This is a genomic window from Streptococcus oralis subsp. dentisani, assembly GCF_007475365.1.
Classification (GTDB): domain Bacteria; phylum Bacillota; class Bacilli; order Lactobacillales; family Streptococcaceae; genus Streptococcus; species Streptococcus mitis_AX.
The window spans coordinates 561,228-576,027 of sequence record NZ_CP034442.1 but is presented as its reverse complement, the minus strand read 5'-3'; the positions used below and the strand labels follow the sequence as shown (position 1 = coordinate 576,027).

Below are 14,800 nucleotides of genomic sequence, written 5' to 3'. Positions count from 1 at the left end.
ATTGACAAAAGTGACTCTATCTAGTAGAATAGTAGTTGCGATGAGTCGATAGGTAGTCTTCGGATTACTATTGAGCATAAGGAGGTCATAACGCAGGAGCGGACCTTGATGAGTTGTGTGAACCTGCTCATCACATGAAGATGCCTCTTAGTCCCTAGTCGAATGGCTAGGGATTTTTAGTTTTCAGAAAATATAGTCTAAAAATGCTTTTCAATTTCTGGAAAAAGTAGTATAATACATCTATTATAGAAATTTTTAGAAAATTCCGAAAGAGGTTAGTTATGGGATATACAGTTGCTGTAGTCGGCGCGACAGGTGCTGTCGGAGCTCAGATGATAAAAATGTTGGAAGAATCAACACTTCCAATCGATAAAATCCGTTTACTTGCTTCTGCACGTTCAGCAGGCAAGACTTTGAAATTTAAAGATCAAGATATTACGATTGAAGAAACGACTGAGACCGCTTTTGAGGGTGTTGATATTGCACTCTTCTCAGCGGGCGGTTCGACATCTGCTAAGTATGCACCATACGCAGTGAAAGCTGGAGCGGTAGTAGTAGATAATACATCTTACTTCCGCCAAAATCCATATGTTCCTTTGGTTGTTCCAGAGGTCAATGCTCATGCACTTGATACCCACAACGGAATCATTGCCTGCCCAAACTGTTCAACAATCCAAATGATGGTGGCGCTTGAGCCTGTTCGTCAAAAATGGGGCTTGGACCGTATCATCGTTTCAACTTACCAAGCGGTCTCAGGTGCTGGTATGGGAGCGATTCTTGAAACACAACGTGAACTTCGTGAAGTCTTGAATGACGGTGTGAATCCACGTGATTTGCATGCGGAAATCTTGCCTTCAGGCGGTGATAAGAAACACTATCCTATCGCCTTTAATGCTCTTCCACAAATCGATGTCTTTACTGACAATGATTACACATACGAAGAGATGAAGATGACCAAGGAAACTAAGAAAATCATGGAAGATGACAGCATTGCAGTATCTGCAACATGTGTGCGTATTCCAGTCTTGTCAGCTCACTCTGAGTCAGTTTATATCGAAACAAAAGAAGTGGCTCCAATCGAAGAAGTGAAAGCAGCTATTGCAGTCTTCCCAGGTGCTGTTCTTGAGGATGATGTGGCTAACCAAGTCTACCCACAAGCCATCAATGCTGTCGGCTCACGTGATACCTTTGTTGGTCGTATCCGTAAAGACTTGGATGCTGAAAAAGGAATTCACATGTGGGTTGTTTCAGATAACCTCCTCAAAGGTGCTGCTTGGAACTCTGTACAGATTGCAGAAACGCTTCACGAACGTGGATTGGTTCGCCCAACAGCTGAGCTGAAATTTGAATTGAAATAATGTTTTAGGAGTTCGAATGAACTCCTTCTTTGAAATAGAGAGGTGTTTCACATGTCTTACCAAGATCTAAAAGAGTGTAAAATCATCACGGCCTTCATTACCCCCTTCCATGAGGATGGTTCCATCAACTTTGATGCCATTCCTGCCTTGATTGAGCATTTATTGGCCCATCATACAGATGGTATTTTGTTGGCTGGAACGACAGCTGAAAGTCCAACCTTGACCCACGATGAAGAGTTGGAACTCTTTGCTGCTGTACAAAAGGTTGTAAAGGGACGTGTTCCTTTGATTGCGGGTGTAGGTACCAATGACACACGTGACTCGATTGAATTTGTCAAAGAAGTAGCAGAATTTGGTGGATTTGCTGCAGGACTTGCAATCGTACCATACTATAACAAACCTTCTCAAGAAGGCATGTATCAGCACTTTAAAGCTATTGCAGACGCTTCTGACTTACCTATTATCATTTATAACATTCCAGGGCGTGTGGTTGTCGAATTGACTCCAGAAACCATGCTTCGCTTGGCTGACCATCCTAATATCATCGGTGTTAAAGAATGTACCAGCTTGGCCAATATGGCTTACTTGATTGAACACAAGCCAGAAGAGTTCTTGGTCTATACTGGTGAGGACGGAGATGCTTTCCATGCCATGAACCTTGGTGCGGATGGGGTTATTTCTGTTGCCTCTCATACAAATGGGGATGAAATGCACGAAATGTTTACTGCCATTGCAGAAAGCGATATGAAGAAAGCTGCAGCTATTCAGCGTAAATTCATTCCTAAAGTCAATGCCCTCTTCTCTTATCCAAGTCCTGCTCCTATTAAGGCGGTTCTTAACTATATGGGATTTGAAGCTGGACCAACTCGTCTACCTCTAGTTCCAGCACCAGAAGAAGATGCCAAACGCATTATCAAAGTTGTCGTAGATGGCGACTACGAAGCAACTAAGGAAACTGTAACAGGTGTCTTAAGACCAGATTACTAATAAAGACAATAAAATCCATGACCGCAAGAACGATCATGGATTTCTTATTTTCCTAAACAGAATTGGCTAAACAATTGAGTAATAAGCTCATCTGGCGCTGCATCACCAGTAATTTCTCCAAGAATTTCCCAAGTACGGGTCAAGTCAACTTGCAACAAATCAACTGGCATCCCAAGTTCTAGTCCTTCATTAACTGCTTGCAAGCTTTCAACAGCCTTCTCAATCAAGGAAATATGACGGGCGTTGGACAGGTAAGTTGCATCTTGCTCGACTAAACCAGCATTTTCAAAGAAGAGGTTGTTAATGCGTTCTTCAATCTTATCAATGTTTTGATTTTTAAGAACTGAGATACGAATGACATCTTCTGGAAGTTCGGAAGTTTCAATCGCTTCAGGCAGGTCAGTTTTATTGAGTAGAATAATGCGATTAGTGTCCTGACTGATTTCTAGGAGTTGGCGGTCTTGGGCGGTTAGTGGTTCACTGGCATTTAGAACCAGTAGAACCAAGTCAGCTTCCTTGAGGGCTTTTTTCGAACGCTCAACACCGATTTGTTCAACGATATCATCTGTTTCACGGATACCAGCTGTATCAATCAATTTGAGTGGGACACCGTTGATGTTGACGTATTCTTCGATGACATCTCGTGTAGTACCAGCGATATCAGTCACGATAGCCTTGTCTTCACGTAGGAGATTGTTTAGGAGGCTCGATTTCCCAACGTTGGGGCGTCCGATGATGGCAGTTGAAATTCCCTCACGAAGGATCTTACCGCGACGAGCTGTTCTAAGGAGGTTGGTCAAGAGTTGTTCAAATTCCTTAGTTTTCTTACGGACAACGGCAGTAGTGGCTTCCTCAACATCGTCATACTCAGGATAGTCAATATTGACCTCAACTTGGGCAAGCGTATTGAGGATTTCTTGCCGAGTATTGTTAATGAGATCAGAAAGAGAACCGTCCAATTGCTTAACCGCAATGTTCATAGCCTTGTCAGTCTTGGCACGGATGATGTCCATCACCGCCTCAGCCTGAGTCAAATCCACACGACCGTTTAAAAAGGCGCGCTTGGTAAATTCACCAGGTTCTGCCAACCGAGCTCCTTCACGGATAGCTAGTTGGAGAATTTCGTTAGTCACCGCAATCCCACCGTGGGTGTTAATCTCGATAATATCCTCACGAGTGAAGGTCTTTGGAGACTTCATAGCCCCAACCATAACCTCGTCCATGACCTTACCAGTTTGAGGATCAACGATGTGGCCGTAGTTAAGAGTATGGCTGGCAACCTTACTCAAATCCTTGCCTTTAAAAATCTTTTGCGCAATGGCAAAACTGTCAGTTCCGCTCAAACGGACAATACCAATGGCCCCTTCACCTAGTGGAGTAGAGATAGCAGCGATGGTATCAAATTCACGTGTAATCATACTAATTCCTTTTGTAATTCTTTTCTTAGGATATGTATCCAAGCATCTCTTCAAATTGTAACAAATTTAGGTTATTTCTTCAATGGAAGCTACTTGGAGATTGAAAAAGCCTAAGCAATTCTGCTTAAGCTAGCTTATTTGGTGCGCATTTCCCCTTGTGGGAAGTAAGTTCCTTCTGGCATATCGTTGATGATGACATGGACAGCAGATTGAGGTGCTCCAGTATTACGGACAACAGCTTCCGTTACTTCCTTGGCAAGAGCTTTCTTTTGATCAAGCGTGCGTCCTTCAAATAAATCGATGCGTACAAATGGCATAATAGCTTCCTCCACTAGTTTTTGATTTCTTCTATTTTACCACATTTTGCCGTTTAAAGCTTCAGAAAATTATGATATACTAGAATGTAGCAAAAATTTAGAAATGGACGTGAAATAGAAGCATGGCACAGTTGTATTATCGTTATGGGACCATGAACTCTGGTAAGACGATTGAGATTCTCAAGGTGGCCTATAACTACGAGGAGCAAGGAAAGGGAGTTGTGATTATGACTTCGGCTCTGGATACGCGTGACGGTGTTGGCTATGTATCCAGTCGAATTGGTATGAAACGCCCAGCCATTGCGATTGAGGAAACGACGGATATCTTCGGCTATATCCGAGATTTACCTGAAAAACCTTACTGTGTGTTGGTCGATGAGGCTCAATTTCTCAAGCGTCACCATGTTTACGACCTAGCTCGTGTTGTTGATGAGTTAGACATACCTGTCATGGCTTTTGGTTTGAAAAATGATTTTCGAAATGAATTGTTCGAAGGTTCAAAATACCTCTTGCTCTTAGCAGACAAGATTGACGAAATCAAGACCATTTGTCAGTATTGCAAGAAAAAGGCGACCATGGTATTACGAACTCAGGATGGACTGCCCGTTTATGATGGTGAGCAGATCCAAATCGGTGGAAATGAAACCTATATCTCGGTTTGCCGTAAACATTATTTTGCGCCAATGATAACATCTAACAAGGAGCACAACTATGACAATTGAACTAAGAGATGTTACAATGGAAAATTATTTTGATGTTTTGAATTTGGATGTCAAGGAATATCAAAAGCAATTCATTGCAACCAACGCAATTAGTTTGGCTGAAGCATATGTCTACACTAAAAATGGAGATTTTGTAGCTCCATTGGCAGTTTATGATAAGGATGCAATTATAGGTTTTGTAATGATAGCTTATGATAAAAAGATCGGAATTAGTAGTGGAAATTATTTACTATTTCGTTTTATGATTGATAAGAATTTTCAAAATCAAGGATATTTTAAACCAATTATGGATAAAGTGCTAGACTATGTTCGAACAGCGCCAGCAGGTTTAGGCAATAAACTTTGGTTGTCTTATGAGCCAGAAAATGAACATGCAAGATCTTGTTACCTCAGTTATGGATTTAAAGAAACTGGGGAAATATTTGAGAACGAAGTAGTAGCAATCTATGATTTAACAATTGAGAAATAAGGAGAAAAAATGAACATCTATGATCAACTACAAGCTGTAGAAGACCGTTATGAAGAATTAGGAGAATTGCTGAGTGACCCTGATGTAGTATCAGACACGAAGCGTTTCATGGAGCTTTCAAAAGAAGAGGCTTCTACTCGTGATACGGTAACAGCCTACCGTGAGTACAAACAAGTCCTTCAAAACATCGTTGATGCCGAAGAGATGATTAAAGAGTCTGGCGGTGATGCGGATTTGGAAGAAATGGCCAAGCAAGAGCTCAAAGATGCCAAGGCTGAAAAAGAAGAATACGAAGAAAAACTGAAAATCTTGCTCCTTCCAAAGGATCCAAACGATGACAAGAACATCATCCTTGAAATCCGTGGAGCAGCTGGTGGTGACGAAGCGGCACTTTTCGCCGGAGACCTTCTAACTATGTATCAAAAATATGCGGAAGCCCAAGGCTGGCGCTTTGAAGTCATGGAAGCTTCCATGAATGGTGTCGGCGGTTTTAAAGAAGTGGTTGCCATGGTTTCGGGTCAATCTGTATATTCTAAGCTTAAGTACGAATCAGGTGCCCACCGAGTGCAACGTGTTCCTGTGACAGAAAGCCAAGGTCGTGTACACACATCAACTGCGACAGTTCTTGTCATGCCTGAAGTGGAAGAAGTAGAATACGACATTGATCCAAAAGACCTTCGTGTCGATATCTACCACGCATCAGGTGCTGGTGGACAGAACGTCAATAAGGTTGCAACTGCTGTTCGTATCGTTCACTTGCCAACCAATATCAAGGTTGAGATGCAGGAAGAACGGACCCAGCAGAAGAACCGTGAGAAGGCCATGAAAATCATCCGTGCGCGTGTTGCTGACCATTTTGCTCAGATTGCCCAAGATGAACAAGACGCTGAGCGTAAGTCCACAATCGGTACTGGTGACCGTTCAGAACGGATCCGTACTTATAACTTCCCACAAAACCGTGTCACAGACCACCGTATTGGCTTGACCCTCCAAAAACTAGATACCATCTTGTCTGGTAAATTGGATGAAGTTGTGGATGCCTTGGTTCTTTATGACCAAACGCAAAAATTAGAAGAATTAAACAAATAATGAAATTAGCTCAATTATTTTCAGACTTTGAAGAAGAGTTGATTAGACAAGGAGAGGAAGCAGAAAGCCTCTCTTTTGTCTATCGAAGTTTGAAAAATCTCTCTTTTACAGACTTTGTCTTTGCCCTTCAGCAAGAGGTAACAGAGGAAGAAAGACAATTTGTAGAAGAGATTTACCAGCAGTTAGCAGCTCACAAACCAGCTCAGTATATCATTGGTTACGCAGATTTTTATGGAATGAAGCTAAAAGTGGATGAGCGAGTCTTGATTCCCCGACCAGAGACAGAGGAGTTGGTAGAACTTATCTTGACAGAAAATCCTGAGACGAATCTTTCAGTACTTGATATCGGGACAGGAAGTGGTGCCATAGCTCTTGGATTAGCTAAAAACAGACTAGATTGGTCAGTGACAGCAGCAGACATTTCTCAAGATGCTCTAGATTTGGCATCTGAAAACGCTAAAGTTCAGAATCTACAGATATTTTTAAAAAAATCTGATTGTTTTACAGAAATTTCTGAAAAATATGATATAATTGTATCCAATCCACCCTATATCTCTCGTGAAGATGAGTCAGAGGTTGGTTTGAATGTTTTGCATTCAGAACCTCATCTAGCTCTCTTTGCAGATGAGGATGGCCTAGCTATTTACCGTAGAATTGTGGAAAATGCAAAAGACTATCTCACAGATGGTGGTAAGATTTACCTTGAAATTGGATACAAGCAAGGTCAAAGTGTTCCTGCGCTTTTTAGGAAACATCTTCCTGAAAAACGGGTACGAACACTCAAGGACCAATTTGGTCAAGATAGGATGGTTGTAGTTGATGATGGACAGGATTAGACAAGAGTTGGAAAAGGGCGGAGCTGTTGTTCTACCTACAGAGACGGTTTATGGTCTCTTTGCTAAGGCCTTAGATGAAAAAGCTGTCGACCATGTTTACCAACTCAAACGTCGTCCTAGAGACAAGGCACTCAATCTTAATGTCGCTTCTCTAGAGGACATCTTGTACTTTTCAAAGAATCAGCCAACTTATCTAGAAAAACTTGTAGAGGCCTTTTTACCGGGTCCATTGACCATTATTCTCGAAGCCAATGACAGAGTTCCCTATTGGGTCAATTCTGGTCTTGTAACGGTGGGATTTCGGATGCCGAGTCACCCCATTACACTTGATTTGATCCGAGAGACAGGTCCTTTGATTGGGCCGTCTGCCAATATTTCAGGTCAGGCAAGTGGAGTGACCTTTGCTCAAATTCTAGAGGATTTTGACCAAGAGGTTCTGGGTCTGGAGGACGATGTTTCTTTAACTGGACAGGATTCGACGATTTTGGATTTGTCTGGAGATAAGGTGAAAATCTTACGCCAAGGGGCGATCAAGCGTGAAGATATTCTTGCTCAGTTGCCAGAGATTTCTTTTGAGGAGGAATGAGATGCTAAGAGATTTGCAAGAAACAGATGTAAAAGCTATATGTGACATCAATCAAGAGACTTTGGGCTATACTTTTAGTCCAGAGGACACAGCTAGTCAACTAGCTAGACTATCTCAGGATTTACATCATTTCCTTCTTGGCTATGAGGATGAAGTCAGCCATGTCCTACTTGGATATGTCCATGCTGAGGTTTATGAATCCCTCTATTCCAAAGCAGGATTTAATATCTTAGGCTTAGCGGTTTCACCTCAAGCACAAGGGCAAGGTATTGGTAAAAGCTTAATGCAAGGGTTGGATCAAGAGGCAAAAAGACGGGGCTATGGGTTTATCCGCTTAAACTCTGCTGATCATCGTCTGGGTGCTCATGCATTTTATGAAAAAGTTGGTTATACTTGTGATAAAGTGCAAAAACGGTTTATTCGCATCTTTTAGTTTATTTTGTAAAAACAAACTAAAGGACCAGTCACACTATAAAGGAGAAGACCTATGATTTTTGACAAAGAAGATTTTAAAGCATACGATGCTGATCTCTGGAATGCTATTGCCAAAGAAGAAGAACGCCAACAAAACAACATTGAGTTAATTGCTTCGGAAAACGTTGTTTCCAAGGCTGTAATGGCTGCTCAAGGGTCTATCTTGACCAACAAATATGCCGAGGGTTACCCAGGCCGCCGTTATTATGGTGGAACTGATGTGGTAGATGTGGTAGAGACTCTTGCTATTGAACGCGCGAAAGAAATTTTCGGTGCTAAATTCGCTAATGTCCAACCACACTCAGGAAGCCAAGCCAACTGCGCGGCTTACATGGCCTTGATTGAGCCAGGTGATACCGTTATGGGGATGGATTTGGCAGCAGGTGGACACTTGACCCACGGAGCTTCAGTTAGCTTCTCTGGCCAAACCTACAACTTTGTGTCATATAGTGTGGATCCTGAAACTGAACTCTTGGACTTTGATGCGATCTTGAAACAAGCCCAAGAAGTAAAACCAAAACTGATCGTAGCTGGTGCTTCAGCCTATTCTCAAATTATCGACTTCTCAAAATTCCGTGAAATTGCAGATGCTGTTGGTGCTAAACTCATGGTCGATATGGCCCATATCGCTGGTTTGGTTGCGGCTGGTCTTCACCCAAGTCCAGTACCATACGCTCATATCACCACAACAACTACCCACAAAACCCTTCGTGGTCCTCGTGGTGGTTTAATTTTGACTAATGATGAGGAACTTGCTAAGAAGATCAATTCAGCTATTTTCCCAGGTATTCAGGGCGGTCCATTGGAGCATGTTGTTGCGGCTAAAGCTGTTTCCTTCAAAGAAGTTTTAGATCCAGCCTTCAAGGAATATGCAGCAAATGTTATCAAGAACAGTAAAGCTATGGTTGAAGTCTTCTTGCAAGACCCTGATTTCCGTATCATTTCTGGCGGGACTGAAAACCATCTCTTCCTAGTGGATGTCACTAAGGTTGTAGAGAACGGAAAAGTTGCTCAAAACTTGCTGGACGAAGTCAATATTACCCTAAATAAAAACTCAATTCCATACGAAACCTTGTCACCATTCAAGACAAGTGGGATTCGTATCGGATCTGCAGCCATCACTGCACGTGGATTTGGTGAAGAAGAAAGCCGTAAAGTGGCTGAACTCATCATTAAAACCCTTAAGAATGCAGAAAATGAAGCTGTCTTAGAAGAAGTGAGAAGTGAAGTCAAAGCGTTGACAGATGCCTTCCCACTATACGAGGACTAATACTTTTATGGACATTTATATTAAGAAAGCTATTATCCATCAGTTCAGCCCAGATGATACCGAGTTGTTCCTAGCGGATAAGTTTCTCAATATCACTCCAAAAATTGAAGAATACCTGCGCAAGAAAATCGAACGTGTGTATTCAGATGAAGCCAAGACTGGGATTTTCGAAGAAGAAAATCCCTTCTTCAATCACATCACGGATGATTTGTTGGAGACATCAGTAACACTGGCTAATCTCTGGAAAGAGGAGTTCAGCATTTCTGAAAACCTCAAGACCAATGACTTGGTTTTTGTTCAGTTTTCTAAAGAAGGTGTAGAACATTTTGCTTTCTTACGAATTGCCCTGCGTGAGACCTTGACTCACCTCGGTGGAGAAGTTGATAATCCAATTAAGCTAACTCAGAATAACCTGCCTGGATTTGGTACGGGGGCTGACGAGGCCTTGGTGGTCAATCTTCAAAGCCGCAAATACCACCTCATCGAGAAACGAATCAAGTACAACGGGGCTTTCCTGAACTATTTTTCAGATAATCTTCTTGCTGTCGCTCCTAAGATTTCGCCAAAAAAATCCATCAAGGAACTGGAAAAAACGGCCCAGAGAATTGCAGAGTCCTTTAACACAGATGATTTTCAATTTCAATCCAAGGTCAAATCAGCGATTTTCAACAATCTGGAAGAAAGCAACGAACTGTCTCCCGAGAAATTGGCTAACGACCTTTTTGATAACAATCTGACGGCTCGTTTGAGTTTTATCGACCAAGTTAAGGAAGCCGTACCAGAACCAGTCCAGTTCGATGAAATCGATGCCAGTCGTCAACTCAAGAAATTTGAAAACCAAAAACTTTCCTTGTCAAATGGAATCGAACTCATCGTTCCAAATAATGTTTACCAAGACGCAGAGTCTGTTGAGTTTATCCAAAATGACAATGGAACTTATTCTATTTTAATCAAAAATATCGAGGATATTCAAAGTAAATAATGTTTAAATTACTACGAAGAGTGCTAGTACTAGCAGTCTTCCTTTTCGCTGTCTATAAAGTCTATCATATACACCAAGATGTGAAGCAAGTCATGACCTACCAACCCATGGTTCGAGAAATCTTGAGCGAAAGAGATACTCCAGCTAATGAAGAGTTGGTGCTCGCTATGATTTATACCGAAACGAAGGGAAAAGAGCGGGATGTCATGCAGTCTAGTGAGTCTGCTAGTGGCGCTACCAATACCATCAAAGACGATGCTTCTAGTATTCGCCAAGGGATACAGACACTAACAGATAACCTCTATTTAGCACAGAGTAAAGGAGTAGACGTCTGGACCGCCGTTCAAGCCTATAATTTTGGACCTGCCTATATCGACTTTATCGCTCAAAATGGCAAGGAAAATACTCTGGCATTAGCCAAGCGTTACTCCCGAGAAACGGTCGCTCCAATCCTTGGTAATACCACTGGAAAGACCTATATCTATATCAACCCCATTTCTATCTTTCACGGAGCCGAACTCTATGAGAATGGTGGAAATTATTACTACTCGAGACAGGTTCGCTTCAATCTCTATATCATGAAATTCTTTAATTTCTTTTAAACATCTGGTTTGACCAGGTGTTTTTCACTATAAGTTTTCTTTAAGATTGTTTTATTACCCTAGAAAGGTAAAGGAGGGAATATCCCATGAGAAAGAAATTCTTTCTAACAAGTGCTGCAGTATTGTGGGCCGCAACAGCTATGACGAGCGTCCACGCAGCAACCGATGTTCAAAAAGTAATCGATGAAACCTATGTACAACCAGAATATGTCCTAGGTTCTTCTCTATCTGAAGACCAGAAAAATCAAACACTTAGCAAACTTGGCTATGATGCATCAAAAGACACCAAAGATATCAAAACTATGACACCTGATATCTATTCGAAAATTATGAATGTGGCTAATGATGCTAGTTTACAGCTTTATTCGTCAGCCAAGATTCAAAAGCTAGGTGACAAGTCGCCTCTAGAGGTCAAGATTGAAACGCCTGAAAATATCACCAAGGTGACGCAGGATATGTATCGTAATGCAGCGGTGACCTTGGGAGTAGAGCATGCTAAAATCACAGTTGCAGCTCCTATTCCAGTTACAGGTGAGAGTGCCCTGGCAGGGATTTACTATTCGTTAGAGGCCAATGGAGCCAAAGTACCGCAAGCCAATAAAGACTTGGCTCAAGAAGAGTTAAAAGCCTTATCCGATATTAATGCTGAAAATAAGGATAAATCAGGCTACGATGCCAATAAACTCAATGTTGCTTTGGCAGATATCAAGGCAGGAATCGCAAAGGCAAAAGAAGCCAAAGGCAATCTGACAGAGGAAGATGTCCGCAAAATAGTAGAAGACACACTAAAAAACTACAAACTCGATCAGGTTATAACAGGAAACCAGGTCAATATCATCATCAATTTTGCACTTAACCTCTCGAAGAGTGATATTTTGAACAATGCTGATTTCACTAAAACCCTAAATGACCTCAAGCAAAGTATTGTTTCCCAAGCTGGAGATAGTTTTAAAAATATCAACCTCAACTTTGATGCCAATAAAGCGCTAGAAGACGGTGGCAATTTCTTGAGTTCTCTTTGGCAAGCCATTGTCAACTTCTTCAAGAGTTTTGGTGCTTAGGTCATTTCATGATATAATAGATGGTAACAGAAATGTTGCCGTCTTTTTTTGACGGCCGATAGAAAGTGAAAAATATGTTAAAGAAAAATGATATTGTAGAAGTTGAAATTGTTGATTTGACCCATGAAGGTGCTGGGGTTGCTAAGGTAGATGGTTTGGTTTTCTTTGTAGAAAATGCTCTACCAACTGAGAAAATCCTCATGCGAGTCCTTAAGGTCAATAAAAAGATTGGCTATGGGAAAGTTGAAGAATACCTTACTTACTCTCCGCATCGTAACCAAGACCTTGACCTAGCTTATCTACGCTCAGGTATCGCTGATTTGGGGCATCTTACTTATCCAGAGCAGCTCAAGTTTAAAACCAAGCAAGTCAAAGACAGTCTCTACAAGATTGCTGGTATTACAGATGTAGAGGTTGCTGAAACGCTCGGTATGGAACATCCAGTCAAGTATCGAAATAAGGCACAGGTGCCCGTTCGTCGAGTGAATGGTATCTTGGAAACTGGCTTTTTCCGTAAGAATTCGCACGACCTCATGCCCCTTGAAGATTTCTTAATCCAAGATCCTGTCATTGACCAAGTCGTAGTAGCTCTACGAGATTTGCTTCGTCGTTTTGATTTGAGACCTTATGACGAAAAGGAGCAGTCTGGCTTGATTCGCAATCTCGTTGTGCGTCGTGGTCACTATTCAGGACAAATCATGGTTATTTTAGTGACAACTCGACCAAAAATTTTCCGAGTTGAACAGTTGATTGAACAATTAATCAAGCGTTTCCCAGAGATTGTCTCTGTCATGCAAAATATCAACGACCAGAATACCAATGCGATTTTTGGTAAGGAGTGGAAGACTCTTTATGTTCAAGATTACATTACCGATCAGATGTTGGGAAATGACTTCCAAATATCTGGGCCAGCTTTCTACCAAGTCAATACAGAAATGGCTGAAAAACTCTATCAAACAGCCATTGACTTTGCGGAGTTAAAAGAAGATGACGTGGTTATCGATGCCTACTCAGGGATTGGAACGATTGGACTCTCCGTTGCGAAACATGTCAAGGAAGTCTACGGTGTTGAAGTGATTCCAGAAGCAGTAGAGAATAGCCAGAAAAATGCTTCTTTGAACAATATTACTAATGCTCACTATGTTTGTGATACAGCTGAAAATGCAATGAAGAATTGGCTCAAGGAAGGTATTCAACCAACTGCCATTCTTGTTGACCCACCACGCAAGGGCTTGACCGAAAGCTTCATCAAAGCAAGCGCTCAAACAGGAGCAGACCGCATTGCTTATATCTCCTGTAATGTCGCAACCATGGCGCGTGATATCAAACTCTACCAAGAATTGGGATATGAGTTGAAGAAAGTTCAGCCAGTGGATTTGTTTCCTCAAACGCACCACGTGGAGTGTGTAGTATTGCTACAACGAACAAGAGGGTGAAAATCCTTGATTTTAAGCTATTTTACAAGCATTTTGTATTTGTAGATAAAGGCAATTTTGACGTTAAAAAAGTCCTAAAAAGGCACATAGATGTAAATGTATTTGTAGATGTCGTTTGCGTATCGGAAAAATGAATACAACAATAAATATTTATCTTAAGAGAGAACAATTGTATATTGTTCTCCTTTTTTTATTTTCAGGAGGGAAAATGACAAAAGAACTACAATCATCACGCTATATTGTCATTTCATTTTTAGTACGTGAAATGAGAATTGACATTGTTGAAGCCATCTCTCTTATGGCTGAATTAGAAAAAAGTGGCTTGGTTCGCTTGGAATCAAGTGGAGATTTAATACTCAAAGAACTTGGAGGCGCGCTATGAAACGAATTACCGCAAATCAATACCAAACTTCAGAACGGTATTACAAATTACCTAAAATTCTTTTTGAGGATGAGAAATATATGGATATGAAACTAGAAGTAAAGGTGGCTTATTCTATTTTAAAAGATCGTTTAGAATTATCTCTCAGTCGTGGTTGGATAGATGAAGAAGGAGCAGTCTATTTAGTATTTTCTAATTCTAAACTGATGAGGCTGTTAGGTTGTTCGAAGTCAAAATTACTGTCCATCAAAAAAACTCTTAAAGAATATGACTTAATTGATGAAGTTCAACAGTCTTCAAGTGAGAAAGGGAGACTTGCTAATAAGATTTATTTAGGGGAATTGTCTTCTACCCCAGTAGGTAATTCAAACAGGCCTAGTGTTAAAAAAAGACTAGGGCAGGTTGAAAATGAAACGTCCCCCGTCTCATATTCAGCCCCTAGTGAGACTGAAGTTAGTGAGACTAAATATAGTGAGACTGATTCTTTATTTATTGAGGATGAGGAGGATAGGAATACTCAACCTATCTTGAAAAGAAAAGTAGAAAAGGTCACAAAATATGATCGAGATTATATTTGGGGATTGGTACAAGATCAATTTAGACGAGAAGGTTTTTCTGAAACAGCTAGTGAAATTGCTATGACTGATTTTGAGAGAATCTATCAGTATGCTCTTGACAATGTTCACTTTGTTAGACGTGCGGAAGTGCTTGCTGAATTTGTATTTAACGGCTTGTATTCTGTTTGGAATAATCGTGTTAGAAAAGGAGGTGGTTAAAATGTCGCCAATCGAGTGGATATTAGTTATGCTCA

At 41.1% G+C, this 14,800-nt stretch carries 17 protein-coding genes; 15 read left to right on the top strand and 2 right to left on the bottom strand.

Going from position 1 to position 14,800, the window contains the following annotated elements; genetic code table 11:
* Window positions 1-281 precede the first annotated feature (281 nt).
* Both EJF26_RS03000 and dapA read left to right on the top strand, forming a co-directional pair.
* Window positions 282-1,358 carry an aspartate-semialdehyde dehydrogenase gene (locus EJF26_RS03000; RefSeq protein WP_000542466.1) on the top strand — a complete coding sequence of 359 codons (1,077 nt, stop codon included), beginning with the start codon at window positions 282-284 and terminating at the stop codon, window positions 1,356-1,358.
* Window positions 1,359-1,409: 51 nt separating this feature from the next.
* Window positions 1,410-2,345 carry a 4-hydroxy-tetrahydrodipicolinate synthase gene (gene dapA, locus EJF26_RS02995; RefSeq protein WP_000121614.1) on the top strand — a complete coding sequence of 312 codons (936 nt, stop codon included), beginning with the start codon at window positions 1,410-1,412 and terminating at the stop codon, window positions 2,343-2,345.
* A 44-nt stretch (window positions 2,346-2,389) separates the two neighbouring features.
* Here the strand turns inward: dapA and mnmE are convergent, their stop codons facing one another.
* Window positions 2,390-3,763, bottom strand: a complete 1,374-nt coding sequence (mnmE, locus tag EJF26_RS02990) for a tRNA uridine-5-carboxymethylaminomethyl(34) synthesis GTPase MnmE (RefSeq protein WP_000632743.1) — start codon at window positions 3,761-3,763, stop codon at window positions 2,390-2,392.
* Window positions 3,764-3,897: 134 nt separating this feature from the next.
* Window positions 3,898-4,080: a 4-oxalocrotonate tautomerase gene (locus EJF26_RS02985; protein WP_001117394.1), complete on the bottom strand. Its 183-nt coding sequence runs from the start codon at window positions 4,078-4,080 to the stop codon at window positions 3,898-3,900.
* Window positions 4,081-4,202: 122 nt separating this feature from the next.
* Here EJF26_RS02985 and EJF26_RS02980 point away from each other — a divergent pair, with 122 nt between their 5' ends.
* The 13 genes from EJF26_RS02980 (at window position 4,203) to EJF26_RS02920 (ending at window position 14,765) form a co-directional block, all read left to right on the top strand.
* The gene (locus EJF26_RS02980; protein ID WP_000068126.1) at window positions 4,203-4,802 is read left to right on the top strand and encodes a thymidine kinase; all 600 of its coding nucleotides are present in this window, start codon (window positions 4,203-4,205) and stop codon (window positions 4,800-4,802) included.
* Window positions 4,792-5,271 (top strand): GNAT family N-acetyltransferase, encoded by a 480-nt coding sequence (locus tag EJF26_RS02975; protein ID WP_000151326.1) that lies wholly within the window; start codon window positions 4,792-4,794, stop codon window positions 5,269-5,271. Before EJF26_RS02980 ends, EJF26_RS02975 begins: the two co-directional genes overlap by 11 nt.
* 9 nt (window positions 5,272-5,280) lie before the next feature.
* Window positions 5,281-6,360 (top strand): peptide chain release factor 1, encoded by a 1,080-nt coding sequence (prfA, locus tag EJF26_RS02970; RefSeq protein ID WP_001028815.1) that lies wholly within the window; start codon window positions 5,281-5,283, stop codon window positions 6,358-6,360.
* Window positions 6,360-7,196: a peptide chain release factor N(5)-glutamine methyltransferase gene (gene prmC, locus EJF26_RS02965; RefSeq protein WP_000761876.1), complete on the top strand. Its 837-nt coding sequence runs from the start codon at window positions 6,360-6,362 to the stop codon at window positions 7,194-7,196. The genes prfA and prmC overlap by 1 nt, the downstream gene beginning before the upstream one ends.
* The gene (locus EJF26_RS02960; RefSeq protein ID WP_000969281.1) at window positions 7,180-7,782 is read left to right on the top strand and encodes an L-threonylcarbamoyladenylate synthase; all 603 of its coding nucleotides are present in this window, start codon (window positions 7,180-7,182) and stop codon (window positions 7,780-7,782) included. Before prmC ends, EJF26_RS02960 begins: the two co-directional genes overlap by 17 nt.
* 1 nt (window position 7,783) lies before the next feature.
* Window positions 7,784-8,215, top strand: a complete 432-nt coding sequence (locus EJF26_RS02955; RefSeq protein WP_000942940.1) for a GNAT family N-acetyltransferase — start codon at window positions 7,784-7,786, stop codon at window positions 8,213-8,215.
* 54 nt (window positions 8,216-8,269) lie between these two features.
* Window positions 8,270-9,526, top strand: coding sequence for a serine hydroxymethyltransferase (gene glyA / locus EJF26_RS02950; protein WP_000575551.1), 1,257 nt, complete (start codon window positions 8,270-8,272; stop codon window positions 9,524-9,526).
* Between the two features lie 7 nt (window positions 9,527-9,533).
* Complete coding sequence (locus EJF26_RS02945; RefSeq protein ID WP_000356109.1) at window positions 9,534-10,508, top strand: nucleoid-associated protein; 975 nt, start codon at window positions 9,534-9,536, stop codon at window positions 10,506-10,508.
* Complete coding sequence (locus EJF26_RS02940) at window positions 10,508-11,110, top strand: lysozyme family protein (RefSeq protein WP_000475526.1); 603 nt, start codon at window positions 10,508-10,510, stop codon at window positions 11,108-11,110. Before EJF26_RS02945 ends, EJF26_RS02940 begins: the two co-directional genes overlap by 1 nt.
* Window positions 11,111-11,196: 86 nt before the next feature.
* Entirely contained in the window at window positions 11,197-12,171 is a 975-nt protein-coding gene (locus EJF26_RS02935) for a DUF1002 domain-containing protein (protein WP_001227378.1), read from the top strand.
* A 74-nt stretch (window positions 12,172-12,245) separates the two neighbouring features.
* The gene (rlmD, locus tag EJF26_RS02930) at window positions 12,246-13,607 is read left to right on the top strand and encodes a 23S rRNA (uracil(1939)-C(5))-methyltransferase RlmD (RefSeq protein ID WP_000914609.1); all 1,362 of its coding nucleotides are present in this window, start codon (window positions 12,246-12,248) and stop codon (window positions 13,605-13,607) included.
* A 208-nt stretch (window positions 13,608-13,815) separates the two neighbouring features.
* Window positions 13,816-13,989 (top strand): hypothetical protein, encoded by a 174-nt coding sequence (locus EJF26_RS02925; RefSeq protein ID WP_000159609.1) that lies wholly within the window; start codon window positions 13,816-13,818, stop codon window positions 13,987-13,989.
* Window positions 13,986-14,765: a replication initiator protein A gene (locus EJF26_RS02920; protein WP_000822773.1), complete on the top strand. Its 780-nt coding sequence runs from the start codon at window positions 13,986-13,988 to the stop codon at window positions 14,763-14,765. The genes EJF26_RS02925 and EJF26_RS02920 overlap by 4 nt, the downstream gene beginning before the upstream one ends.
* The last annotated feature ends 35 nt before the right edge of the window (window positions 14,766-14,800 follow it).